Source organism: Chloroflexota bacterium, assembly GCA_026713825.1.
In the GTDB taxonomy this organism is placed as follows: domain Bacteria; phylum Chloroflexota; class Dehalococcoidia; order Lucifugimonadales; family UBA1127; genus UBA1127.
Genome location: JAPONS010000030.1, coordinates 1 through 23373, shown reverse-complemented (window position 1 = coordinate 23373; position 23373 = coordinate 1). Strand labels below are relative to the sequence as shown.

Below are 23373 nucleotides of genomic sequence, written 5' to 3'. Positions count from 1 at the left end.
CTCCTTTGTTCTTTCCAACTGTTATCGGCGCGCCCAAGACGGGGGCTCCGACGAGCGGCCCGCGACCCAGTCCGCAATATCGGTGTCCACCCCCCGGTGCCATTCCCGGTTTAGTTCGTCCTTCACGGTCACTGTGATCCTGCCCAGCCCGTCGATCTCCATCTCCATGATGTCGCCGTTCTGGATAGGGCCGAGGCCCTGGTGGTTGGTGCCGGTGGCGATGAGGTCTCCCGGCTCCAGCTTGACGATAGAGCTGAGCCACTCGATGGTCTCCGGGAGTTTGTAGGCCATGTCGTTGGTACTGTAGTCCTGTCGAATCTGGCCGTTGATCCACAGCCGCACCTGCAGATTGTGTGCGTCCTCGACTTCGTCGGCGGTCACAAGCCACGGCCCCAACGGCCCGAAGGTGTCATGGGACTTCATCCAAAGGAAGCTGTTGGGATGCAGACCCCGCGCGGAGACGTCGTTGAAGTTGACGTAACCGAAGATGTGGTCAAAGGCGTTCTCCGCGGAAACGTCAACCGCTTCCTTGCCGATTACCACGCCGAGTTCAGCCTCATGGTGAAAGACAGGCGCCTCGTGCACGGTAGGGAGGACGACCGTCTCGCCCTCGCCGATGACGGACTCCGGCGACTTGAAGAACCCGTTGATGGGCTTGGGCTCCGGGAGCGCGCCATTCTCGAGGTAGTTGGCCGCCATGCAGAGGATCTTGCCCGGCCGCGGCAGCGGCGAGCGGAGATGCACCTGATCCAACGAGATGGGCTGCGCCTTGGAGGCGATCTCCTGAATGCGTGCCCGGAACGTGCCCTCGAAGTCGGCGATGACGGCGTTGACAAGGTCCTGCGGCGTGGGCGCGTTTACGTCCGAGAGGGACTCGGACAGGTTGATGACGCCCCCATCCTGGAGCAGGCCCAGTTGATAGTTGTTGTACATGACCAGCTTCATGGTTGCTTCTTACCTCCGTGGCATAAGGCCGTTGGCTTAGATCCTGCCGGCGACGCGGTCCGCCATCTCCTGGTCGATGCCTCGGGGCCACTCGCGCTTCCTCGGGTCCGAGACGTAGTTGGTCAGGCGGCCGAGGCCGGGGCTCTCTCGCTCCACCTTGTCACCGTCCTGCAGAGCGCCGAGGCCCTGGTGGTTCGTGCCCAGCGCGATCACGTCGCCCGGGTTGAGGGTGACGATGGTGGAGAGCCACGCGATGGTCTTGGGGATGGAGTGGCCCATGTCGCTGGTGCTGTAGTCCTGATGGAGCTCGTCGTTTACCCAGAGCTGCACCTTCACGTCCTGTGGGTCGGGCACCTCGTCGGCGGTGACGAGGTAGGGGCCCATGGGGGCAAAGTAGTGGTAGGACTTGCCCTGCAGGAAGGTGTCGGCGCCCTGCGGCCCGAGGCCCCGCGCAGAAACGTCGATGAAGTTCACGTAGCCAAAGACGTAGCTGTATGCCTCGTCCTCGGAGATGTTCCGCGCCTTGCGGCCGATAACCAGCCCGAGCTCAGCCTCGTGGTGGAAGATGGTCGCCTCAGCGGCGGGCAGGTGGATGGTGTCGCCGTCGCCGATGACACCGCTGGGGTTCTTGAGGAAACCGTTGATGGGCCGAGGCTCTGTGAGGTAGCCGTTCTCCAGGTAGTTGGCGGCCATGCAGAGGATCTTGCCCGGCTTGGGGATGGGCGCCCGGAGCTGCACGTCGCTGAGCGGGATGCCGGGCAGGTCGATGGCGTTGCGCTCCAGCCGGACCTTGAAGCCGTTCCAACGCTCGATGAGCCGGCACATATAGTCACCGGGGCCCACGCGGGGTATCTCCTCAAGGGCCAGGGTCATGTCCACAACCCGGTCCTCTTCCTTCTTCAGGACACCGAGGCGGTAATCGTTGAAGAACACCAGCTTCATGGCTTGCCTCCTTTGGCTTAGTCCTTCAAGTGCTGCCTGAGCCGAGGGTAAACGTGCTTGACGTTGCCCTCAAAGAGCTTGGTGCGGTCCTCATCGGTAAGCCAGTCGATCTCGTCGATGGTTGGCTTGAGGTCATCAAAGTAGCGGCCAGTCTGCGGGTCAATGGCGTTGACCGCGCCGATCATCTCCGAGGCGAAGAGCACGTTGTCGATGCCCGCCACCTTGAGCAGCAGCTCCAGACCGTTCCTGTCGTAGATGGCCGTGTCGAAGTAGATGTTCTTGATGAACTCGTCAAAGGGCTGGAAGCCGTCGCGCAGAGCAATGCCCCTGTAGCGGCCAAACTGGTAGGGAATGGCGCCGCCGCCGTGGGGAACGATGATCCTAAGGCCGGGGAAGTCCTGGAAGACGGTGCTCTGGTGCAGTTGGACGATGGCCGTGGTGTCCGCGTTCATGTAGTGAGACGCGGTGCTGTGGAAGTTGGGGTTGCACGTGGCGCTAACGTGCACCATTGCAGGCGTGTCCAGTTCCATCAGCTTCTCGTAGAAGGGATACCACCAATCCTTGTCGCTGAGGGGCGGGTCAGTCCAGTAACCGCCCGATGGGTCAGGGTTCATCACGCAGCCGACGAAGCCCATGTTCACGCACCGCTCCAGCTCCTCGATGGATGCCTTGGGCGGCACACCGGGCGACTGGGGAAGCTGGCATACGGGGATGAAGTCGTCCGGGTAGAGGCTGACGACACGCGCGATGAGGTCGTTGCAGTGCTGAGTCCAGTAGAGGCTGATCTTCTCGCCGCCGAAGTGGTGCCCCATGGAGGACGCGCGCGGCGAGAAGAACATCTTGTCCGTGCCGCGCTCCCGCAGCCGCTTTATCTGGCCGTTCTCAAGGGTTTCCCGGATCTCGTCATCGCTGACGCGAATGGAGCCCTTGGCGGGCGACGCAAGCTCAGCTATCTGGCGTGAGCGCCAAGCATCCACTGCCGGCGGCAGCGTCGTGTAATGCCCGTGGCTGTCGATGATCATGCGCGATACTGCCCCTTACTTCAGGTAGTTGTTGATGCGTGGGTATACGCGCCTCGCGTTGTCCTCGAAGATCTTTTGCCGGTCCTCGTCCGACAGGTGCGGCGAGTTGTCGACGTAGGGCTTGGTGTCGTCGAAGTTTCGGCCGGTGTTGGCGTCGACGCCACGCACGGCGCCGATCATCTCGGACGCGAAGAGGATGTTGTCGACCGGGATGATCTCCGTGAGCGCGTTGATGCCCTTCTGGTGGTAGACGCAGGTGTCGAAGTAGATGTTGTTCAGGAAGCGCTCTTCCAGGGGCGCATTGCCCCTGTCCTGGTTGATGCCCCGGTAGCGGCCCCAGTGGTAGGGAACGGCCCCGCCGCCGTGGGGGATGACGAACTTCAGATTGGGGAAGTCCTTGAAGAGGTCCCCCTCTATGAGCTGCATGAAGAAGGTGGTGTCGCCGTTAATGTAGTGGGCGCCCGTTCCGTGGAAATTGGGGTTGCAGGACATGCTGACGTGCAGCATCCCGGGCACTTCAAGCTCCTCCATCCGCTCATAGAGCGGGTACCACCACTTGTCCGTCATGGGCGGGCCGGTCCAGTAGCCGTCCGACGGATCTGGGTTGACGTTGCACGCGACAAAGCCGAGCTCATTCACGCACCGGTCCAGCTCCTCCAGGCACGTCTCCGGCTCCACGCCGGGCGACTGCGGCAACTGGCAAACGGGGATGAAGTTGCTGGGGAAGAGCATCGCGACGCGCTTCACCAGGTCGTTGACGGTCCGGGTCCATTGGAGGCTGGTGTTGAAGTCGCCGTAGTGGTGGGCCATGCCCCCGGCAGTGGGTGAGAAGAGGGCGACGTCTGTGCCGCGCTCCTGCTGCAGTTTGAGCTGCCCGTTGATGATGGTCTTGCGTATCTCATCGTCGCTGATATCCAGAGGCTCGCGGAACGGGCGACCCGAGGGGTAGTCGGCGATTTGGCGGTCTCGCCACTCGCGGAGCTGACGCGGGGCGGTGGTGTAATGCCCGTGGACGTCGATAATCATGACTTCTCCTTTGCGGCATAGCACGGCCGTAGGCCATGCAAGAGCGAAACTTTCGGGATGGTAGCACAGGGGCGCGAGGTGGGGAAGAGGGCGGGGTGGCGAAGGAGGCAGGCGAGGGGTGGCCTGGCGGCTACGGCGCAGCCGTCTGACCGGGACCGTCATACCAGTGGTCGATGATGCGCTCGGCGGTGGCAGCCGCTTCCTCCGAGTCGGCTTCATCCATGAAGGCGGCCCGAACGTAGCAGACGCCGCGCTCGATCCCGAAACAGGGGCCGGCATGGGCCTCGTCCCGCAGCGAGACGTAGAGGCGGGAGAAGGCCGGGCGGAAGGCGGTGTCGCTGAGGGCCTCGTACAGGTCCTGGAAGAGGCCATACCCCAACCAGTAGTGGCAGCTGTCTCCAAGCCGTGGGAGACCTTGTGATCTCTCCTCCCACTGGAGCAGATTGTCCGCACTGCTGCACACAGGCGGTGAGAACGGCTCCTCATACGTCAGGCGCTCCATGAACGTCGCCGCGCCTTCGGCGATCCACCGGGGGAGTAGGGCCAGTACACGTGGGCCAACTCATGGGCGATGAGCAAAGCGTCCGGCTCCCTGCCCGGATCAATGGTCAACAACGCGGCGGGCCCACCACCGCCGGCCGCGTTGTTGACGTCCGCGACGAGGACGGCGATGTAGTCCCAGCGATAGGGGATGCCCATGAATGCCTCGTGGTGGCGCACCATGCGCTCCAGAATGTCCATGGTGGGGTGTTGCGCGCCGGGGGTGACGTGCACCACGGCCAGCACCACATCCCCGGTGTGTGGGAGTTGGATGTCCCGTTTGTCTATGGTGATCCGGGAAGGGTCGAGCAATGCCTCCGTCAAATCTGGGCGGTCAGGGGCTGTCATCGGCAGCATCCCTACCTGAACAGCCTGGTCGTCAGTGATGCCGTCTACCAGGGCGGGATGCTCCAGCAGTTGCCTGAACGCATCTCCGCCGAGGCTCCAGAAGAGGTCTCCCAGGGAATCCGCCGCCGCGCCGTCTGCCCCGTTCACCGAATCCATGAAAGGCATCCGGAGGATGCGCAAGGCTGTGGACAGCCCATCCATTTCAATCCCCCGAGCGATTCCCTGCAGCCCAATGACGGCGCGGCGCTCATTGGCGGTGAAATCGTCCTGCATCCAGTGCTTGGCCATCACGGCTGCAAAGAGCGGGTCAAAGAGTGCATCGTGCTCCACTGCAAGGTAGGCCAGGGTGATGAAGCCGGGAGCCTCTGCGGGAGAAACGCCGTCCGCCACCCACGGCAAGGAATCGAGGTCCTCCGCAGCCCTCGGGTTTTCCTGCGCCAATCCCAGCTGGTTGATACTCAGGAACATCCGATCATGGCTGGAGACGTCGAGGGACGGGTGTTCAAGCACCGAGCGCAACGCCAACTGGCCGGACCTTTCCAAGAGCTGGGACAGCGTGTCAACAATGGAATGGGTCCCGAGCGTGATGGCGTCAAAGATGGGGAGCCCCATGATCCTCAATGCTGCCTCTTCATCCCGGAAGCCGATATCCAGGAGGTCAGAGAACACGTTCATCTCAACACGATTGAACCCGTCCCGAACCCACGACTCCCGTACCAGGACAGAGAAGAAGCGGGGAGAGGTGTGGCCCAGACCCTCCAACAGCGCGACGTACTCGACCTCATACTTCATAGGGTCGTCGTAGATGCCGGAGGAACCAGATTCCGGGACGGGACGCACGCCGTCCGCAATCCAGGGGATAGACCAGAAGGCAGCCCATGGGTCCTGTTCGGGTGTTGGGGTCGACGCGGGCGTGGGAACCGCCGTGGGCACCGTGGTGGCGGGGACCGGAGTGGCTGTGGACACGGGCGCAGGGGGGGCAGTCGAGACCGCAGCGACAGGAAGTGGGGAGGGCGGTGGAACCAGTCCAGACTCCGGCGTAACGGGCAGCCGCGGCGCCGACGCCGGGGCGGGACCCTCAAGGGCTGCGGGCTGCTGACTCACACACGCTGCAGCCAACGCCAACACGCACAGAAGCAGCGCCCGCAAGTCGGTCTGCCTTGCTCGATTGCACCCCGGATGATGAGTCATATCCGTCATTGCGTGCCTTTGCAAGCCCCCGCCTTTAACCAGAAGGGTGTAAGGAGTTCACCTCAATGCTTAAGAACACCCCACCCCTGAGCGCAGGAACCCCGCGCAAGGGTGGGGTGTTCAGCCCTGGTTTTGGCGCCTCGCTGGGCGTCAAGCGCTACTGGGCTGCCCTGATGTTCTGGATGTGCGTCCACGTGCCGGTGATGGACCCCGGGAAGACATAGTCGGAGATGAACTCCGGGTTGTATACCGCCTCCGCCGGGAGCCAGAAGAGCGGCAGGGTCAGGTAGGCATCATAGTATGCGTTCCCTATGTCCCTCCAAACGTTAAACTGCGCCTCAGGGTCCAGTGTTTGCATTCCCGTCCTCGTAATGTCGTTGATTGCGGGAATGTTGTTGGCGTTGGTCTTTGAGAAGATGGGCGTGGTCCACACCGCGAACCCGAAGAAATGGTCAGAACTGGACGCCGAGACGATGAGGTGGTTGGCGTCCTTGAATGCTCGTCGCGCGGCCGAGCGTATCGCGGACTCTCTGGTGAGTATGTTCACCTTCACTCCGACGTCGTCGAACATGCCGATGATGCCCTCGCCCAGGTCGCTGGCTCCAGCGTAGTGGGGCAACTCCGCGATGTCGAAGTTGGTCTCGAGCGGGTTGTTCTCGTTGTACCCGGCTTCCGCAAGGATCGCTCGGGACGCGGCTGGGTCATAGCCGTGCTGCTCCGGGAAGTTGGTCTCCCAGTCAGGGTTCCACGCCAGCCGAGTGGGGTGGAAGTGGTTCATGTACATTGGGGAGGCCGAGTTCCGGAAGAAGGCCTCATTGAGGAGCGGGCGGTTAATGGCCTTGGACAGCGCCTTACGCACTCTAACGTCGGTCAATGGACTGTCGGGTCTGGCGGGGTATGCCCCCGTCTCCGGGTCCGCCCAGCAGCAGGAAATATTGACCCACGTCCGCAGGCCGGGAACGTTGCCGTTGGCGATGCCCATGCCCTTGCCGGTTGCCTGCGGCTGCAGGTCCTTGGGAATGTCGGCTATGTGCATTTCGCCCGCCAGCAAGCCGGCGAGGCGGGTTGAAGGTTCAGCCACGAACTTGTACTCAAACTCCTCGAAGTCCGGTGTGATGCGCCAGTGATTCCCCTCAGGCCGTTCAAAGCGGATGTAGCTGGAGAGGGACCGGCTTTGCATCTGGTACGGCGCCGTGCCGGCGATGAACAACGCTTCCGGAGTTGTCGGCTCGCCCTCAGCGTCAAAGTTGGCCTTGCTCTGGATGGGCATCATGCTCTGCTGCTCACCCAACTTGCTCAGGAAGTTCGCGTCGGGGCTGGTGAGGCGGAAGATCACTTCGTAGTCATTAACGGCATCCACCCTGCTGACGTCCCGCGCCCAGCTGAAGGCCTGGGCGTGCTCCGAGTCCGGGAGCGCGAGCTGTTCATGGGTGTGGATTACGTCCCTCGCCGTAAACTCTCCCCAGCCGCGGTGGAACTGGACACCCTTCCGCAACTTGAAACGGAAGGAGAGGCCGTCCGGCTCAAGTGACCACTCCGTCGCCAGCTCCGGGATCGTTTGCCCGGTATCAGGGTCCAGGGCAACGAGATGCTCGTACTCCGGGCGGTACTGGATGGACTGGGTCTGACTGCCGTGGCGCATGATGCTGTACTCCTGGCTCAGCACGTTGACGCCAAATACAACACGCTGGATCTTGGCTTCCAGGGCTTCTCTGGGCGCTGCCCCTGGGTCCGCAACGGGCTTGGCTGCTGCGGCCGGCGCCATTGCGGTGCCTGGCGCGCTTTCGGCGGGCATTGCGGCCGCCGGCGCTGGGGCCGGGACCTGAGGAGCGGCGGGCGCGGCCTGCTGTACGGGCGCCGTCTGGGTTCCTCCACCGGTGTCACTGCTGGAGCAGGCCGCGGAGAGGGCGACTGCCAGCACCATAATCAGGAGCAACCGTAACCCCATTCCACTAAGTGGCATTGTCATTGATCCGCTCCTTTCTCCTCTTGTTGCCAGTCCGGGCTCGGTCACCTTGCCAAAACATAGGGGGACGGTACAGGCGTTTAGCCTGAAAACCCGTCCCCCTTTCCGTTGCTGAGGTCAGCTACCGGAGGCGCTCACCTCGCTTGGTGGTCTCGCCGGCGTCTGCCGCGACGAGCCACGGGTCGTCGTCGGGGCCGATAACTATCTCTTCCGACTGGATCATGTGCGTCGGAATGTCTGGGTCGAGGCCCGGCGGGTCAATCCCTTCCTGGATGTTGCGGGCCATCGCCAAAAGCATCTGACGGCAGCGGATGATGGCCGCGTCGCCGCCGTAGAGGTGCTCCTTGGTGCGGTCGTAGATTGCGCCCATGGTCTCGATCAGGGCGTAGTCCTGCTCGGGGATGGGCCAGATGCCTGCCAGAATGGTGTTCTTCTGGGCCCAGCGGTCGACCATGTAGTCGTTCTCGGCCCTCTTGAGCCGCTTCTTGGGCTCGTTCGGGTCCATTAGCGCGCCTGTTTCGATGGTCTGCCGTCGCTCCGCGGCGGTGAATGGGGCGTGGACGTTGTAACGGATGCCCACGCGCTGGTTCGTGTAGTCGTCAATCGGCACTTGGATGAGCACGCCCGCTGCGCCTCGGCGCTGGGCTGCAATGAAGGCCGTGTACGGCAGGACAAAGCAGTTAGTGCGGATGTACTTGTTGCCGGCGTCAGTGGGGCGCTCGGCGATGAGGCGGAAGCCGTAGTCCGTGTCCTGTACGTCGACGCGGGCGTAGCGGTACTTTGCGCGGGAGTAGAGCGCGAACTTGGGAGACGGGTAGCCCGGCCTGTCGGTGTCGAGGTCAACGGGAACCTTGTCCTGGTGGTAGACGTGCAGCGTGCCCAGGTGGGTGGAGTCGATGTTGCCCTCCATGCTCTGCAGGTAGTTGCAGTAGATGGGCACGCGGTAGGCGATGACGTGATCCGGGGGCAGGTTGTTGAAGATGTAGTTTGGCGGCGCGGGCTGCTTCTCCTTTGGTCCCATGTACGCCCAGATGACGCCGGCCGACTCGACGGTGGGGTATGCCGTGACGTGCACCTTCTCCTTGAACTGGCTGCCGGGCATGTCGGATGGCATGTCGACGCAGTCACCGTTCACGTCGAACTTCCATCCGTGGTAGATGCACATGATGCCGCATTCCTGGTTGATGCCGAAGAACAGTGACGCGCCCCGGTGGGGACACGACTCGGCGATGAGTCCGATCTTGCCGTTTGTGTCGCGGAAGGCGATCAGGTCCTCGCCCAGCAGCCGGGCACGGACGGGCGGGCAGTCCGGCTCCGGGAGCTCGTCGGAGATGAGCAAGGGGTGCCAGTAGCGGCGCATCACCTCGCCCATGGGCGCGCCGGGGCCTACTCGACAGATCAGTTCATTGTCTTCCTGTGTGAGCATGCCTTTAATCCTCCCTATGTCTTTGCCAATCCAAGGTGATGTGGACGGCACACGCCACCCACTTTGGTGCGCAGAGGATACGCCGGTTTCTGCATCGGGTCAAGGCAAATTCCGGGTTGCCGCTGGCGCGATTGACACGGGCCCCTCCGAGAACGATACTTTGGGCGCTCTTAACTTATGGCGGCGGCGCGCGTACGCGTGCGCCCGTGTTATCTACTTTCTCCTCCGCCGCAAGGAAAATCAGAGCGTAAGGAGGCCCCATGGCGGACTACAAGGTTGTAGACATTCACGGGCACCTCAACAGCCCGCCGGAGCTCATGGCGTTCAAGGCGGGACTGCTCTCCAGCCGCATCCACCGCAAGCGCGGCAGCCTGAAGATTTCCGACGAGCGCATGCGCCCAGTGGTCGACAACCACGTCAAGCGCATGGACGGCGTCGGCACGGACGTCCAATTCCTCTCGCCGCGGCCCTTCCAGCTGATGCACTCTGACCCGCTTGCCAGCATCGTCGAGGACTTCTGCAAGGCCAACAACGACGCCATCAAGCAGTCCGTCGACTACTACCCCGACCGCTACCGCGGCGTCTGCGGCCTGCCGCAGGTGTGGGGCGAGCCCGTGAGCATCGTCTTCGAGGAGATGGAGCGGTGCGTCAAGGAGCTGGGCTTCGTCGGCGTCATGATCGACCCTGACCCCTCAGAGGGGCAGGACCCCTACATGCCTCCCATGGGCGACGAGTACTGGTACCCCCTCTATGAGAAGATGATTGAGCTGGACGTGCCCGCCCTGATCCACACGGCGTCCTGCCGCAACAACAGGGAGACCTACTCCAACCACTTCATCACGGAAGAGGGCATCGCCATCATGTCCCTCATGGACCACAACACGCTGGACACCTTCCCGGACCTGAAGATCATTGTGTGCCACGGCGGCGGCTCGGTGCCCTACCAGATTGGCCGGTGGCGCGCCCACCGCTGGCGCGAGAAGGACGTCGAGACCTTCGACGAGTCCCTGCGCAAGCTCTACTTCGACGCGGTGCTGTACAACAAGGAGAGCCTGGACCTGCTGTTCCAGATCTGCGGCACTGACCGCTGCATGTTCGGCACGGAGAACCCGGGTTCCGGCTCCAGCCAGAACCCCGAGACGGGCGAGTGGCTGGACGACCTGAAGCCCGTCATCGAGTCCATTGACTGGCTGTCGGACCAGGACCGCAAGAACGTGTTTGAGGACACCGCGAAGAAGGCGTTCCCGCGCTTTTCCATCGCCTAGTTTCTGCGCACTTGACCCCGGTGGTGGACGCATTCCCCACCGGGGTCTATAATCTGCGACCAAGAACGGCCAGGAAGAGTAAGGGTTCACAGGACGAAGGAGGAAGAGATGCCAGAGATTGTTTTGGGAATAGGGACCTCCCATAGCCCGATGCTCATGCAGCCGGCTGAGCTCTGGGCAAACCACGCCCTCAACGACCAGCGGAACAAGGAGCTGTGCTTCGCTCCGACCGGCGAGATCTACAGCTTCGAGGAGGCCCTGGAGCGGGCCAACCCCAGCATTGCGGACCTCTGCAACTATGAGACCCACAAGCGGCAGAAGGAAAACACTGACGCGGCGATCGCCCACCTGGCGGAGACCTACAAGCGCATCAAGCCCGACATCGCCGTCATGGTTGGCGACGACCAGGACGAGATGCTCTTCGAGGACAACATGCCTGCCTTCATGGTCTACTGGGGCGACTCCATCAATTACTACCCCCGCAAGGTGGCGCCGGACGCATCCGAGGCCGCCAAGGCTTCCGCGGCGGGCTACCCCCAGCGCGAGCTGGAGATCCCCGTGGTCTCCGAACTGGGCCGCCACATCATCGAGTACATGATTGACCACGACTTTGACGTGTCCCACTCGAAGTACCTGCGGGAGAACCCCGGCGGCACAGTGGGCCACCGGTACCCGCACTCCAAGGGCGGCGAGATGGAGACTGTCCGCGTGACCCAGCCCCGGCAGTTCGGCCTGCCCCACGCGTGGAGCTTCGTGGTGAAGCGCGTGATGGAGGAGAACCTCATCCCCATCGTTCCCATTTGGCAGAACACCTGCTACCCGCCGAACCAGCCCAGCGCCAAGCGCTGCTTCGAGTTTGGCCGTGCCATCCGCCAGGCCGTCGAGTCCTGGAGCGGCGGCAACGGCACCCGGGTGGCCATCATGACCTCCGGCGGCCTGAGCCACTTCACGGTGGACGAGGAGCTGGACCGCACCGCGCTCAAGGGCATGGTGGACAACGACGCGGACATCCTGATGAACCTGCCGCGCCATCGCCTGCACTCCGCCGCCTCTGAGACCCTGAACTGGGTCACCATCGCGGGGGCGCTGGAACACCTGAAGGCAGAGAAGATCGGCTACGAGCCCGTGTACCGCACCAACGCCGGCACCGGCGGCGGCTGGGGCATGGTTGAGTGGACGTAAGTCCAAGCTGACACGGATACCAGGGGCCCCGCCTGTCAGGCGGGGCCCCTTTTTGCTTCTCTGGCGGCCCGACACCGGCGCCCCAGGCCGTCCGGACTCCCCCCGTTTCTCGCGAAATTGCCCAAGAAACGCGAAATTCATTCCCTCCAAACTGCTAGCGTATTGCCTCCCAAGGCGTTACACTGCGCACAGCATTCCGCTTGTGGGGGTACTCCTATGGCAACGCAGGAAGCGGCCCAGGAAACCCTGGTTGCACGCCTCTCCAAGGTCGACGCCTGTGCGGCCTCAGACGCCCTGGACCGGTTGGGGTTGAAGGGCTCGGTCATTGGCCTGCGGCCCCTCACGGTGACGGCCAAGATCTGCGGGCGTGTTGTCACGACGCGTATGAAAGCCTTCGGTGGCGAGCGTTCGACGCGACACTTGGGTGCGGCAGCCATCGAGGCCTCCAATCCGGGCGACGTCATTGTCATCGACCACCGCGGGCGCCTCGACTGCGCTGCGTGGGGCGGCATCCTATCGAACGGCGCCAAGGTCAAGGGCGTCGCGGGCGTCATCGTCGACGGGGCCGTTCGGGACGTGGACGAGAGCCGGGAGCTGGGCCTGCCGGTCTACGGGCGCGCCGGGGTGCAGGTAACCGCCCGGACACGCATTATCGAAGAGTCGTGCAACGAGCTGATCGAGATGTGCGGCGTCTGGGTGAAGCCGGGCGACCTCGTCATCGCGGACAGCAGCGGCGTCGTCTTCATCTCGGCCGACCACGCGGAGGAAGCGGTGGCTGCGGCGGAGGATATCGCGGCCAGAGAGGCGCTCATGACCAAGGACGTGCTGTCGGGCGTGCCCATCAGCCAGGTCATGGGGTCCAACTACGAAACCATGCTGGAAAGGAAGTAGTCCATGGAGAAGGTCATTGAAGAGCTGAACACAATGGGGACCACCGCCATCAGCGACGCCCTGGACAGGCTGGGGATCAACGGGCAGGCCGTCGGCATCATGCCGTTGGCCCGCAGCTTCCGACTGGCCGGGCGGGCCTTCACGGTGAAGACCATTCCCGTCGACGCGGTGAAGCCGGGCAACGTGGGCGACTACATCGACGAGGTGCCCGAGGGGTACGTGGTGGTCCTGGACAACGAGGGCAAGCCGAACGCAACCGTCTGGGGCGACATCCTGACGATCATGGCCCACCGCAACAAGGTTGCGGGCACGGTTATCCACGGTGTCTGCCGAGACGCGATGCGCAGCCTGGAGCTGGGCTACCCCATCTTCAGCCGGGGCAACACCATGCGCACCGGCAAGGACCGCGTGGAGTGCGTCGGCATCAATGAGCCCTGCTCGCTGGGCGAGGTCCACGTGACGCCCGGCGACGTCCTCATCGGCGACGCCGACGGCATCGTGGTGATCCCGCAGGAGCGTGTTGAAGAGGTGCTGAACATCAGCCGAGAGATTGAAGAGGCGGAAGACAACATCCGGCAGGAGATCGCCAAGGGAGGCCGGCTGGACGCGGCGCGGGAGAAGTTCCGCTACCACGCGCTCCAGACCCGTCAGACCAGCTAATTGCACACAGACTACTTACCAGACCACGGAGATGAGGCTGACCCTTCCGTGAGCCTCCTTTCTCCGTATCACACGGGAGCCAGACCATGCCACAACATGGCCTGGCTTTCCTACTTGGGAAGTTGGCCATGCAAGTGAACAGACGGCGCGGCAACGCACGATTTCTGAACGGAACAGTCCTTGGTTTTCTTGTGATGCTGGGCCTCATTGGCCTGACGACTTACCTCCTTTTCACGGTCCGCAGCGACCTTGACCTGGCCAAGCTGGACGACACTGAAGCGGCGGCCGAGATCCAGGTGCAAACGCAAAGCCGGGTGAATGCGGAGTCGCAGGTTGCATCCCTGCAACAGCAACAGGCGACGCTGCAGCAGCAGCTTGACGCCGCACGCATTGCGAGGGGCGTCGCGGAGGCGGCCACGCAGCGCGAGTCACTTGCCAGGACGACCGCTGAGCAGGAGGGCATCAGCCAAGAGATGCTGAAGAATGAGGCGCTGCAGCAGGCCAGAGAGGAGCAGCAGGAGCGCATCGCGGCGGAAGCGGCGGCGCAAACAGCAATGGATGCCGCGGAGGAGGCTCAACAAGTGGCGTCTCGTGACCGCTTGGCGAAGCAGCGGGCGGAGCGGGAGCTTGCTTCTACGCGGACGGAGCTGCAGCGGGAGGCGGAGTGGGAGCGGGCATTGGGCCACCTCTTCTTGCGAGGGATCGTAACCGGCCTGCTTACCTACACCGTCGACGACCTGCCGGAGTACGCTGCGGATGGGGTGGAAGAATCGCTCCAATTGTTGACCGAAGATCTGGCGTCCTGGACCGAGGAGGGCTTTACGGTCAGCCGTTCCGGGCCGCAAGAGACCCCCGACTTCACCATCGGCTGGCTGCGCGACGCGGGCGGCCACCAGGCCACCATCGTCGGCGAGAGCCGTCGGCTCCTCGCACCCCTGGGCGAGACCAACTGCCTCGGTGACTGGGTGCCGTACGACGGAGAGACCGTCCGGCGCCTCCTCTGGCATGAGCTCGGCCACGCCTTCGGCTATGGCAACAGCGAGGACGCGAACAACGTCATGCACTCGGATCTGACGACGAAGTTTGCGGTCGACCAAGAGGTGGAGCTGGTCATGGCGCCCAGCATCACCCACGTCATTCCGCTGTGTGGCGAAGGAACCTTCACCTTCGTGTTCCAGGAGCCTGACATAGGACAGGGGTACCAGTTTGCCGTGCTGAAGCCGGGTGTCACGCCCGAGGACGACTATTTTGATGAGGACAACCAGTACATGGAATGCGGCAGCACGCCGACCCTTTTCACCAATGAGTGCATCGTGGAAGATGGGGCAGCGCTGCTCATCTACACACAGGTCGCGATTACGCGGATTACGGGGACTATCACCAAACACGTAGAACTACCGGAGATCACCATGGTGTGGGACCCGGCCACCTTCCGATATAGTGAAGCGGAACTGCAGAAACTGCGGGATCTGTTCAATTAGGGCGCTCGGTCAAGGGCTGTATGTCAGCACGGGAATTGGGGCAAGACAGCGGAGCGAGGGCGGCCACTCGGCCGCCCCCGTTTCGTTGTGCAGCGCTGCGGCGCCTAGTCCGGGGCAGTTCCCACCCAGCCGGCCTCCGAGAGGTCGACGGTGACGCCGTCCGGGCCGACAAACTTCACCTCGACGTTGCCGTGGCGTGGAAGCTGGGCGTTTTCCGTCGTGATGCTACTCGGCCGGTGGACGGCTCCCGCTGACAGGATTTGCTCCTCCGCCTCAGCCATTGCGTCCACCTCAAAGCCGAAGTGGTGGATGCCTGTGTAGCGGATCTCGCCCTCGGTCGTGGCGGCGTCGTCGTCCTTAAAGCGGAGGATGGCCACATTGATGTAGCCGTCGGTGAGGTAGTAGCCTTCCGCCGCGACAGAGTTGACTTGGCCGGCCTCACGCAGGCCGAGGCCCTCCTTGTAGAACCTGGCGGTGGCCTCCGGGTCCTGGGTTGCGATGGCGATGTGCTTGATCCTTGGCATGATGCTCTCCTCTCTCCGCTGCGTATTGACCGCCCGTTCCTTCTTCGATTTCCCTCAGGGCGAACGGCCGCTAGTCCTCCGGCTCGGACGTGCCCAGCCAGCCGGTCTCGGACAGGTCGACGGTGACGCCGTCGGGGCCCGAGAACTTCACCTCGACGTTGCCGCGGGCGGCCATCTCCTCGGTGCCAGGGTAGGGGCGGTGGACGGCGCCGGCGGCCTCAATGCGGGCGCGGGCCTCGTCCATGTCGTCCACCTGCAGGCCGAAATGGTGGACGCCGGTGTAGCGGAGGATGCCCTCGGTGGTGGCGGGGTCGTCGCCCTTGAACTTGAGCACGGCCAGGTTGACGTGGCCGTCGCTCAGGTAGTAGCCCTCGGCGGTGGTGGAATTGACCTTCCCCACCTCCTTGAGGCCCAGACCCTCCTTGTAGAACTTCGCGGTGGCCTCCGGGTCGTCAGTGGCCAGAGCGATGTGCCTGATCCTTGCCATAGAGCACCTCCGGGGAGGGGTTGGGGATGCCCGTAGTGTAGTGAGCGCCCGATGGCGCGTCAACGGACGGGTGTCACGGTGGACACTGCGTCCGACGCCAACTACAGTGGGGTCACCTTACGCAGGAGAACTGTCATGGACGACGCCGTTCGGCAGGCGCTGGAAGTCGACCGCAACGTTGACATCACCACCATTGGCCGCAAGTCCGGCGAGGCCCGCCGCATCGAGATATGGCACCACCTTGTCGACGGGGCCGTCTACCTGACCAGCCTGCCCGGCAAGCGGTCCTGGTTCGCCAACATGCTGGCCAACCCGGACATGACCTTCCACGTCAAGGAGAGCGCCCAGCGCGACATCCCGTCGAAGGCCGTGCCAATCACGGACTCCGACGAGAAGCGGGACATTCTCACGAGGATGAAGGCGGCGGAGGCGCGCATGGCCCACATGGACGTCGACCGATGGGTGGCGGAGAGCCCGCTGATTCGCGTGGACTTCCAGGAGTAGGGACAGCCTCGCCTCGATCCCTCAGATCGCCAGGTAGCCGCCGTCGATGACGAGCTCCGTGCCGGTAATGTACGACGCCTCGTCGGACGCGAGGAAGAGCACACCGGCCGCGACCTCCTCGACCCTGCCGATGCGCCCCATGGGAATCTTCTCCGTCACCAAGTATTCAACCCGCTCGGGCGTGCGCACGGTCCGCTGCATAGGCGGCATGATGCCGGGGTGCACCGAGTTCACCCGGATGCCCTGCTTTGCGTTCTGGACGGCCGCCGACTTGGTCATGATGCGGACCGCGGCCTTGGAGGCGTTGTAGCCCATGTGGGTGCCCTCCATGCCCACGAAGCCCGAGATGGACGAGACGTTTATGATGGAGCCCCTTCCCGCCTTCCGCATCTCCGGAATCATAGTCTTCATGGCGAGAAAGACCCCCCTAGCGTTGACGGCCATGACCTCGTCCCAGGGCTCAGTGTCCAGCAGGTGAGGCTCGTGGGCGCCGTCGACGCCGGCGTTGTTCACGAGGATGTCCACACCGCCGAACCGGGCCACCACGGTGGCAACCGCCTCCGCCCAGTTTTCCTCGCTGGCCACATTGAGAGAGAGGAACATCGCCTCTCCGCCCGCCTCTGCGATCTCGGCCACGACCGCCTGCGCCTCCTCCTCGGCGATGTCGGCGACGGCGACCTTTGCGCCCTCACGAGCGAACATCCGGGCCTCTTCGGCGCCCATGCCGCGCGCGGCGCCGGTGATTATTGCTACCTTGCCTTCCAGCCGCATTGCTGCCCCTTTCGCGTGCCCGTCAGTATTCCGGTCGTTGCCAGTATAGGCTATGCGCATGGGCAATGCCTTGCCAGCCGAATCGCGTCCGCATAGACTGCACGCGTCACAAGCACGTCTCTGACTACGCTATGGGAGAAACGCCATGAACACGGAGATTCGCCTGGACCTCAACAAGCAGCTCGGCTTTGCCGACGGCCACTCGTTCGGCGACGTTGGGCCGTACGAGCGACTGGTGGGCAAAGTCCACTTCGCCCTCGATCCCGACGACCCGTCCAACGGCAACGTCGTCGACTTGCAGCTCGCCCCGCGCAATGACAAGGGGTTGGTGGAGTTCAGCGCCGACCTCGACATCCTGAAGCCGGTGGACCTGGACAAGGGGAACCGGCGCATCCTGTACGACGTCAACAACCGGGGCAACCGGACGGCGCTGTCGAGCTTCAACGACTCGCCACGGTCGCCGGACCCGATCACGCTGGCCGATGCCGGCAACGGCTACCTGATGCGAAAGGGCTACACTGTTGTCTTCTCGGGCTGGCAGGGCGACCTGCTGCCCGGCGACGGCCTGATCACATGCGACCTGCCCGAGGCGATGGAGAACGGTAAGCCCGTGGAGGGCGTTGTGCGGCAGGAGTTCATCGCCAACGACCCCGGCGTGCTCTCCATCCCCCTCAGCGGCCACAAGGCCATTCGCAGCTACGAGCCGATCGACCCAGACGGCGCAACGCTGACGCGCCGGGAGCTGGAGCGTGACGAGCGTGAGGACGTGCCGCGCGACGAGTGGTCCTTCGCCACAATCGGGCCGGACGCAACGGGCAACGTGAAGGTCATGCCCTCCAAGACGCACCTGTACCTGAAGGATGGCTTCCAGCCCGGCCACATCTACGAGCTCATCTACGCCACCAGCCGGTCGCGGGTCATGGGACTTGGCCTTGTGGGCGTCCGCGACCTGCTCTCCTTCCTGCGGTACGACGACGAGGACGCCGACGGCAACGCGAACCCGCTCGCGGGCTCGGTCGACAAGGTGTACACCTACGGGCAATCGCTCTCGTCGCGGGTGGTGCGGCAGTTCATCTACGACGGCTACAACGTCGACCCGACGGGCCGGCGGGTTTTCGACGCCGTCTACCCGCACGTGTCGGGCGGCGGGCGCGTCTTCCTCAACATCCGCTTCGCGCAGGTAGGGCGCTACCCACGGCAGCACGAGGAGCACCAGTGGCCCTCGGAGTGGTACCCGTTCGCCTACTCGGCGGTGCCGGACCCGTTCACGGAGGAGGTGGACGCCGTCCTGAAGCGACCGGAGTCGGACCCGCTGGTGGTACACACGCACACCAACACCGAGTACTGGCAGCGGCACGCGTCGCTGGGGCACACGGACCCGCGCAACGGCGACGACCTGGACTTTGAGGACAACGTGCGCATGTACGTCATCGCCAGCGCGCAGCACGGCGGCGCGGGCCTGGGCGAGGGCGACTACACGCAGCACCCGAACAACCCCATGTCCAATGGGCCGACGCTCCGCGCCATGCTGGAGAACATGGACCAGTGGGCGACCAACGGCACGGCGCCGCCCGAGAGCCTGGTGCCCCGCCGCGCCGACGGCACGCTGGACTGGTGGGAGGAAGTGATCGGCAACTACCCGTCCATCCCGGGCTTCAACCTGCCGCCATCGCCGAGCAGGCTGCCCAAGTACGACTACGGCCCCGACTTCGAGCGGGGGCACATCAGCGCGCACCCGCCGCAGCCGGTGCCGGGGCAGGAGTACCATCTTCAGCTGCCCGTCGTGGACGATGACGGCAACGACCTCGGCGGCATCCGCACGCCGGAGATCCAGACGCCCGTGGGGACGCACACTGGCTGGAGTCTCCGCAAGGAGGGCGTCGGCACGGGCGACTTCTTCTCGCTGTCCGGCAGCTTCGTGCCCTTCGCTCGCACCAGGGTGGAGCGGGAGGCCACGGGCGACCCGCGGCCGTCGATCGAGGAGCGGTACGCCAGCCACGACGAGTACGTGCAGCGCATCCAGGCAGCGGCGGAGGCGCTGGTGGGCCAGCGGCTGCTGCTGCAGGAGGACGCGGACCGGTACGTCAAGGCGGCAAGGAACCGGAATCCGCTGGACCCGAACGTGCCGCTGGCGCCGCTGGCGCTCACGAACTAGGGGCCACGGCTCTTCACGGACCCCGCAAAGGGCGCCGCAGGCAGAGGGCAAGACCCTCGCCTGCGGCGCCCTTTCCAGTGATCGATGGGACCCGTGAATTGAGTTGAGTCCCAGAGTAAATCTCTGCGGAACGTGTGTATCTGAAATCACGCATTTCAGCTTGGGCGCAGTTGCGCGTTTTGCGACGTGATGCCGCGACGTGGTTGTAGCTGAAACCCTATTGTCTTGCATTGCGCCGTATTGGGCCGTCTGACTCAAAACGTATGGAAAACGGGTTGTGTTGCATTGGGTTGAAGGAATCAATGCTGTGCCTGGGTTCATGGCCGATTCCGCTGCTCCAGTCTCCTCATCATTTGCAATGTCCTTATCGCCCTCTCAAAGGTGATCATCGTGCGCATGGCGTTGATTGAGTCAACAAGGAGCCGCTTGTTCATGCGGGGGTCGCGGGTGACTGCTTCGAGCTGACGCGCCGTCGCAGGGTCCAAGGGCGGGTGGCCCTGCTCCCGCCGGAGGCGCTCGAACGTGTCCATGAATTCAACGGGATACAGCTTGGAGTAGAGGCCGTGCCTCCTGCCGTTCTGGTTGCCCTTCGGGGCGCCCGGCCGCTTTCGCGCCGGCTTGGGGTCCTTGTCCTGCTTGTCTTTCTTGTTCATGAGGCCAGCGTACGGACGCGCTGGACTCAGGGGCAAGGAGCAAATGGCAGGGTCGGCGGTTGTGGGGCCCCCCTTCGCCGGGCGCAGGATGCCATCGAGTCAGTCGGTGGCGAGAGAAACGTAGAGGGGCCTCTCCGGCTGCCGGAGAGGCCCCTTCCTATGCCGTGTCGATCGGGACTAGTGGCCGTTCCAGCGGACCATGCCCCAGCCGCCGCCGGTGCCGGCGGGCGTGCGGTAGACGGGCTCGTAGGCGAGGACCTCGCCCTTGAGGTGTGAGGAGGCCGCGGCGGCGGAGATCCAGTTGCGGGTCTCAGAGGCGGCGGAGTTGAGGCGGTGTCGCGGGAGGTTGGAAAGGGTCTCGGCGTCGTTGTCGACCATCGCCTTGAGGGCGGCGCGGTCGAGCTCCTCGTCAACGACGAAGTGGCTGAGGCCGCCGGAGCCGATGACGGCGACGCGGGCGTCCTTGTGCCAGCTGTCAACCGCGGCCTTGATCTGCTGGCCGAAGGCGTAGCAGCGGCGCGGGGTCGGCTGGTTCGGCGGGTAGCAGGTGTTCAGGGAGACGGGGATGATGGGGAAGGGATCGTTGTGCATGAGCCGCTTGATGACATAGGCGAAGCCGTGGGGCATGCCCTGCTGGCGGGGGGCCGTCATGCGGCCGTAGGTGGACTCGCCGTTGGGAGTGGGGTAGCGCCGGGCAACGTAGCCGCCGGACTCTTCCTTGAGGTACTTGGAGTGCGACACGTCAAACTCGTTGTCGATCATGTGCTCGATGATGTGGCGGGCCAGGGCGGTGTCGACGGGGACGTCCATGGAGACGTCGCCGTAGCCCCACGCCATCGCCTTGACGGCGGGCGGCGCGTCGTCCGGGGGCGTCCGGGCGATGAGGGGAATGGTGTCGCCCCAGTAGATGTTGAACATGGGCATGTTGTCTTCAAAGAAGACCTCATCTTGGTCGTCGCTGATGATGACGACGGCATCGGGGTTAGCGGCGCGCAGGCTGCTCGCCAGTTCCTCGATGGCGTTGGTGAGGTTGGCGTGCTGCTTCTTGTAGAGCTCTTCGTCCACCAGCCTGGCGATGTCGGGGTTGGCGCGCTCCGCCGCCTCCTCGTAGGGGTAGATGAGGCCGTCAGGCGGGAAGACCAGCTCCTGATTCCGCTTGTCGTTCTGCCCGTGCACGGCCCAGAGCTCCGGCGGCTGGGCGAGCATGGGGCTGTGGGACGTTCCGATGCCAAGCACGATTTCTCCCATTGCGCTCTCCTCTCAAGCAAACGCTGACATAACGATAAACAATATCCCTGTAGCCCAATGATAGCAGACGGCGCAAGGCGTGTACACGCAGCGGCGCGCGTGTGCGGGCAGCCGGGCAATTGTGGGGCTACCAGTTGTTCAGGCCGCCGTCGCTGCGGGTGACGCGGGGGTAGAAGCCGCTCGGCGTCCACGCCCTGGCTTCGGCCACGTCCATGTCGATCTCGACGCCGAGGCCTGGGCGGCCCTCGCTGAAGGCGTAGCCGTCCTGGAAGCCGACCTGGACGGGAAACAGGTCGGCCTCGTACGTGCCCGGCGCCCTCGGCATCTCGAGCACGCCGACGTTGGTCGACGCTGTGCACAGGGCGACGCCGGCGGCCGCGCTGACAGGGCCGAGGGGGTTGTGGGGGGCGATGTCGATGTAGTGGGTCTCCGCCCAGTGGGTGATCTTGGCCGCTTCCGTGATGCCGCCGACGCCGCAGAGATCGATGCGCGCGTAGCTGATGGTCTCGTCCTCGATGGCCTCGCGGAACTGCCACTTGTTCGACCACTGCTCGCCGGCGGCGATGGGGACGTTGACGGTGCGGGCGAGGGTCCGATAGCTGGCCGGGTTCTCGGCGCGCAGCGGGTCCTCGATGAAGAAGGGGTTGTAACCCTCGACGCGGCGGCAGAAGGCGGCGGCGTGGGCGGTGTCGAGGCGGGTGTGCACGTCGAAGGCGAGGTGAATGTCGGGGCCGACGGCCTCCCGGACGCGGGCCATCTGCTCGACGCCGATATCGACGGCCTTCACGGGGTCGAGAACGCCCTCGGAGGCGCCGTGCAGGCCGCTGTTGTCGGGCAGGCCCCACCGGACGAACTTCCAGCCGCGCTCGACGTGGTCGACGCAGCTGGCGATGAGCGCATCGGTCGAGGGCGCCTGGCAGTGGGGGTAGCAGATGACCTTGTCGCGGACGGGGCCGCCGAGGAGCGCGTGCACGGGGATGCCAAGGGCCTTGCCCTTGATGTCCCAGAGGGCGATGTCTATGGCGCTGATGGCGCAGGAGTAGACGCCGGAGGCGGGGAAGAAGCCGCGGCGGAACATGTGCTGCCAGTGGCGCTCGGTGGAGAAGGGGTCCTCGCCGACGACGAGCTCGGAGAGGTGGTCGACGGCTGCGGCGACGGCCTGTCCGGCGAGGACCATGAGGGCTTCGCCGAGGCCGTAGACGCCGGCGTCGGTGTCGACGCGGACGTAGAAGCCGCCGAAGGCGCCGGCGCGGACGGGTATGCTGGTGATTTTGGTGACCTTCATGGCGCCTCCAGTGACGCGCCGGCCCGCGCCGGGGCGTGGGCTTCGGGCGGGACGTGTTGACGCGCATGATAGCAGCGGACGAGGAGGGATGGCAGGAGACGCAGGGGGAACGGAGGGCAAAAGAAGACACCTTAGCGGTGAAAGAGTGGAAAGAAGGCGAAGCTCCGAACGTTGTGCTCTCAGAAGCGGTCCCCATGGGGCCCCGTGAGAGTAGCGGGGCGGACCCCTTGCGGGGTTGGGGCGCCTCACCGACCTAGGATCTCTCCCTGTGAGGGGAGAAGCTCCCTAGAAAGGAGGTGATCCAGCCGCACCTTCCGGTACAACTACCTTGTTACGACTTCGTCCCAGTCACCAGTCCCACCTTCGGCGCCTGCCTCCCGAGGGTTAGCGCGGCGACTTCAGGTGTTACCGGCTTCCATGACGTGACGGGCGGTGTGTACAAGGCCCGGGAACGTATTCACCGCAGTGGTGCTGACCTGCGGTTACTAGCGACTCCGCGTTCACGGAGGCGGGTTGCAGCCTCCGATTCCAACTGAGATGAGGTTTGCTGGGATTGGCTCCCCCTCACGGGATTGCAGCCCGTTGTCCTCACCATTGTAGCGTGTGTGTAGCCCAGGGCGTGAGGGCCATGCGGACTTGACGTCATCCCCACCTTCCTCCCCCTTGCGGGGGGCTGTCTCCTGTGAGAGTGCAACACAGGACAGGGGTTGCGCTCGTTGCGGGACTTAACCCAACACCTCACGGCACGAGCTGACGACAGCCATGCAGCACCTGTGATGGTTCCCGACTCAACGGGTCGTCGCCCTTTCGGGGTTCTACTACCATCATGTCTAGCCCTGGTAAGGTTCTTCGCTTTGCATC

General features: G+C 64.2%; 21 protein-coding genes and 1 rRNA gene. 7 read left to right on the top strand and 15 right to left on the bottom strand.

What is annotated here, in order from left to right; translation table 11 throughout:
- Positions 1-21: 21 nt before the first annotated feature.
- From OXC99_03755 to OXC99_03720, 8 genes are all read right to left on the bottom strand, one after another.
- Positions 22-945: a fumarylacetoacetate hydrolase family protein gene (locus tag OXC99_03755; GenBank protein ID MCY4624103.1), complete on the bottom strand. Its 924-nt coding sequence runs from the start codon at positions 943-945 to the stop codon at positions 22-24.
- A gap of 36 nt (positions 946-981) precedes the next feature.
- A complete protein-coding gene (locus OXC99_03750) occupies positions 982-1887 on the bottom strand; it encodes a fumarylacetoacetate hydrolase family protein (protein ID MCY4624102.1) in 906 nt (301 codons plus the stop codon).
- A 17-nt stretch (positions 1888-1904) separates the two neighbouring features.
- Positions 1905-2909, bottom strand: a complete 1005-nt coding sequence (locus OXC99_03745; protein ID MCY4624101.1) for an amidohydrolase family protein — start codon at positions 2907-2909, stop codon at positions 1905-1907.
- 15 nt (positions 2910-2924) lie between these two features.
- Positions 2925-3935, bottom strand: a complete 1011-nt coding sequence (locus OXC99_03740; protein MCY4624100.1) for an amidohydrolase family protein — start codon at positions 3933-3935, stop codon at positions 2925-2927.
- 130 nt (positions 3936-4065) lie between these two features.
- Positions 4066-4437 (bottom strand): hypothetical protein, encoded by a 372-nt coding sequence (locus OXC99_03735; GenBank protein MCY4624099.1) that lies wholly within the window; start codon positions 4435-4437, stop codon positions 4066-4068.
- A complete protein-coding gene (locus tag OXC99_03730; protein MCY4624098.1) occupies positions 4425-5789 on the bottom strand; it encodes a hypothetical protein in 1365 nt (454 codons plus the stop codon). Before OXC99_03730 ends, OXC99_03735 begins: the two co-directional genes overlap by 13 nt.
- A 382-nt stretch (positions 5790-6171) precedes the next feature.
- Positions 6172-7983 (bottom strand): ABC transporter substrate-binding protein, encoded by a 1812-nt coding sequence (locus OXC99_03725; protein ID MCY4624097.1) that lies wholly within the window; start codon positions 7981-7983, stop codon positions 6172-6174.
- 118 nt (positions 7984-8101) lie between these two features.
- Positions 8102-9406, bottom strand: a complete 1305-nt coding sequence (locus OXC99_03720; protein ID MCY4624096.1) for a Rieske 2Fe-2S domain-containing protein — start codon at positions 9404-9406, stop codon at positions 8102-8104.
- Positions 9407-9666: 260 nt separating this feature from the next.
- On the opposite strand from OXC99_03720, the gene OXC99_03715 reads away from it, so the two are divergent.
- The 5 genes from OXC99_03715 to OXC99_03695 all read left to right on the top strand — a co-directional run bounded on the left by OXC99_03715 (position 9667) and on the right by OXC99_03695 (position 14885).
- Entirely contained in the window at positions 9667-10671 is a 1005-nt protein-coding gene (locus OXC99_03715; protein ID MCY4624095.1) for an amidohydrolase family protein, read from the top strand.
- Positions 10672-10779: 108 nt separating this feature from the next.
- Positions 10780-11853 carry a hypothetical protein gene (locus OXC99_03710; GenBank protein ID MCY4624094.1) on the top strand — a complete coding sequence of 358 codons (1074 nt, stop codon included), beginning with the start codon at positions 10780-10782 and terminating at the stop codon, positions 11851-11853.
- A 216-nt stretch (positions 11854-12069) separates the two neighbouring features.
- Positions 12070-12744: an RraA family protein gene (locus tag OXC99_03705; GenBank protein MCY4624093.1), complete on the top strand. Its 675-nt coding sequence runs from the start codon at positions 12070-12072 to the stop codon at positions 12742-12744.
- Between the two features lie 3 nt (positions 12745-12747).
- Positions 12748-13404, top strand: coding sequence for an RraA family protein (locus OXC99_03700; protein MCY4624092.1), 657 nt, complete (start codon positions 12748-12750; stop codon positions 13402-13404).
- 128 nt (positions 13405-13532) lie between these two features.
- Positions 13533-14885, top strand: coding sequence for a hypothetical protein (locus OXC99_03695; protein MCY4624091.1), 1353 nt, complete (start codon positions 13533-13535; stop codon positions 14883-14885).
- A 104-nt stretch (positions 14886-14989) separates the two neighbouring features.
- Here the strand turns inward: OXC99_03695 and OXC99_03690 are convergent, their stop codons facing one another.
- Together OXC99_03690 and OXC99_03685 are read right to left on the bottom strand one after the other, a co-directional pair.
- Positions 14990-15409 carry a VOC family protein gene (locus tag OXC99_03690; protein ID MCY4624090.1) on the bottom strand — a complete coding sequence of 140 codons (420 nt, stop codon included), beginning with the start codon at positions 15407-15409 and terminating at the stop codon, positions 14990-14992.
- A gap of 70 nt (positions 15410-15479) precedes the next feature.
- Positions 15480-15896, bottom strand: a complete 417-nt coding sequence (locus OXC99_03685) for a VOC family protein (protein ID MCY4624089.1) — start codon at positions 15894-15896, stop codon at positions 15480-15482.
- Between the two features lie 135 nt (positions 15897-16031).
- Between OXC99_03685 and OXC99_03680 the strand changes: the two genes are divergently transcribed.
- Positions 16032-16400 (top strand): nitroreductase/quinone reductase family protein, encoded by a 369-nt coding sequence (locus OXC99_03680; protein MCY4624088.1) that lies wholly within the window; start codon positions 16032-16034, stop codon positions 16398-16400.
- A gap of 21 nt (positions 16401-16421) precedes the next feature.
- Here the strand turns inward: OXC99_03680 and OXC99_03675 are convergent, their stop codons facing one another.
- Positions 16422-17171 carry a glucose 1-dehydrogenase gene (locus tag OXC99_03675; protein MCY4624087.1) on the bottom strand — a complete coding sequence of 250 codons (750 nt, stop codon included), beginning with the start codon at positions 17169-17171 and terminating at the stop codon, positions 16422-16424.
- A gap of 145 nt (positions 17172-17316) precedes the next feature.
- Here OXC99_03675 and OXC99_03670 point away from each other — a divergent pair, with 145 nt between their 5' ends.
- A complete protein-coding gene (locus OXC99_03670; GenBank protein MCY4624086.1) occupies positions 17317-19326 on the top strand; it encodes an alpha/beta hydrolase domain-containing protein in 2010 nt (669 codons plus the stop codon).
- Positions 19327-19643: 317 nt separating this feature from the next.
- Here OXC99_03670 and OXC99_03665 read toward each other — a convergent pair whose 3' ends face one another.
- The 4 genes from OXC99_03665 to OXC99_03650 all read right to left on the bottom strand — a co-directional run.
- Positions 19644-19979, bottom strand: coding sequence for a hypothetical protein (locus tag OXC99_03665; protein ID MCY4624085.1), 336 nt, complete (start codon positions 19977-19979; stop codon positions 19644-19646).
- Positions 19980-20156: 177 nt separating this feature from the next.
- Entirely contained in the window at positions 20157-21227 is a 1071-nt protein-coding gene (locus tag OXC99_03660) for a hypothetical protein (protein ID MCY4624084.1), read from the bottom strand.
- 127 nt (positions 21228-21354) lie between these two features.
- Entirely contained in the window at positions 21355-22512 is a 1158-nt protein-coding gene (locus OXC99_03655) for a mandelate racemase/muconate lactonizing enzyme family protein (protein MCY4624083.1), read from the bottom strand.
- A gap of 289 nt (positions 22513-22801) precedes the next feature.
- Positions 22802-23373 (bottom strand): 16S ribosomal RNA (locus OXC99_03650); the annotation flags it as partial.

Coding starts and splice junctions, on each gene's coding strand:
- OXC99_03755 (MCY4624103.1), bottom strand. CDS start 945: ATGAAGCTGGTCATGTACAACAACTATCAACTGGGCCTGCTCCAGGAT.
- OXC99_03750 (MCY4624102.1), bottom strand. CDS start 1,887: ATGAAGCTGGTGTTCTTCAACGATTACCGCCTCGGTGTCCTGAAGAAG.
- OXC99_03745 (MCY4624101.1), bottom strand. CDS start 2,909: ATGATCATCGACAGCCACGGGCATTACACGACGCTGCCGCCGGCAGTG.
- OXC99_03740 (MCY4624100.1), bottom strand. CDS start 3,935: ATGATTATCGACGTCCACGGGCATTACACCACCGCCCCGCGTCAGCTC.
- OXC99_03735 (MCY4624099.1), bottom strand. CDS start 4,437: ATGGAGCGCCTGACGTATGAGGAGCCGTTCTCACCGCCTGTGTGCAGC.
- OXC99_03725 (MCY4624097.1), bottom strand. CDS start 7,983: ATGACAATGCCACTTAGTGGAATGGGGTTACGGTTGCTCCTGATTATG.
- OXC99_03720 (MCY4624096.1), bottom strand. CDS start 9,406: ATGCTCACACAGGAAGACAATGAACTGATCTGTCGAGTAGGCCCCGGC.
- OXC99_03715 (MCY4624095.1), top strand. CDS start 9,667: ATGGCGGACTACAAGGTTGTAGACATTCACGGGCACCTCAACAGCCCG.
- OXC99_03710 (MCY4624094.1), top strand. CDS start 10,780: ATGCCAGAGATTGTTTTGGGAATAGGGACCTCCCATAGCCCGATGCTC.
- OXC99_03705 (MCY4624093.1), top strand. CDS start 12,070: ATGGCAACGCAGGAAGCGGCCCAGGAAACCCTGGTTGCACGCCTCTCC.
- OXC99_03700 (MCY4624092.1), top strand. CDS start 12,748: ATGGAGAAGGTCATTGAAGAGCTGAACACAATGGGGACCACCGCCATC.
- OXC99_03695 (MCY4624091.1), top strand. CDS start 13,533: ATGCAAGTGAACAGACGGCGCGGCAACGCACGATTTCTGAACGGAACA.
- OXC99_03690 (MCY4624090.1), bottom strand. CDS start 15,409: ATGCCAAGGATCAAGCACATCGCCATCGCAACCCAGGACCCGGAGGCC.
- OXC99_03685 (MCY4624089.1), bottom strand. CDS start 15,896: ATGGCAAGGATCAGGCACATCGCTCTGGCCACTGACGACCCGGAGGCC.
- OXC99_03680 (MCY4624088.1), top strand. CDS start 16,032: ATGGACGACGCCGTTCGGCAGGCGCTGGAAGTCGACCGCAACGTTGAC.
- OXC99_03675 (MCY4624087.1), bottom strand. CDS start 17,171: ATGCGGCTGGAAGGCAAGGTAGCAATAATCACCGGCGCCGCGCGCGGC.
- OXC99_03670 (MCY4624086.1), top strand. CDS start 17,317: ATGAACACGGAGATTCGCCTGGACCTCAACAAGCAGCTCGGCTTTGCC.
- OXC99_03665 (MCY4624085.1), bottom strand. CDS start 19,979: ATGAACAAGAAAGACAAGCAGGACAAGGACCCCAAGCCGGCGCGAAAG.
- OXC99_03660 (MCY4624084.1), bottom strand. CDS start 21,227: ATGGGAGAAATCGTGCTTGGCATCGGAACGTCCCACAGCCCCATGCTC.
- OXC99_03655 (MCY4624083.1), bottom strand. CDS start 22,512: ATGAAGGTCACCAAAATCACCAGCATACCCGTCCGCGCCGGCGCCTTC.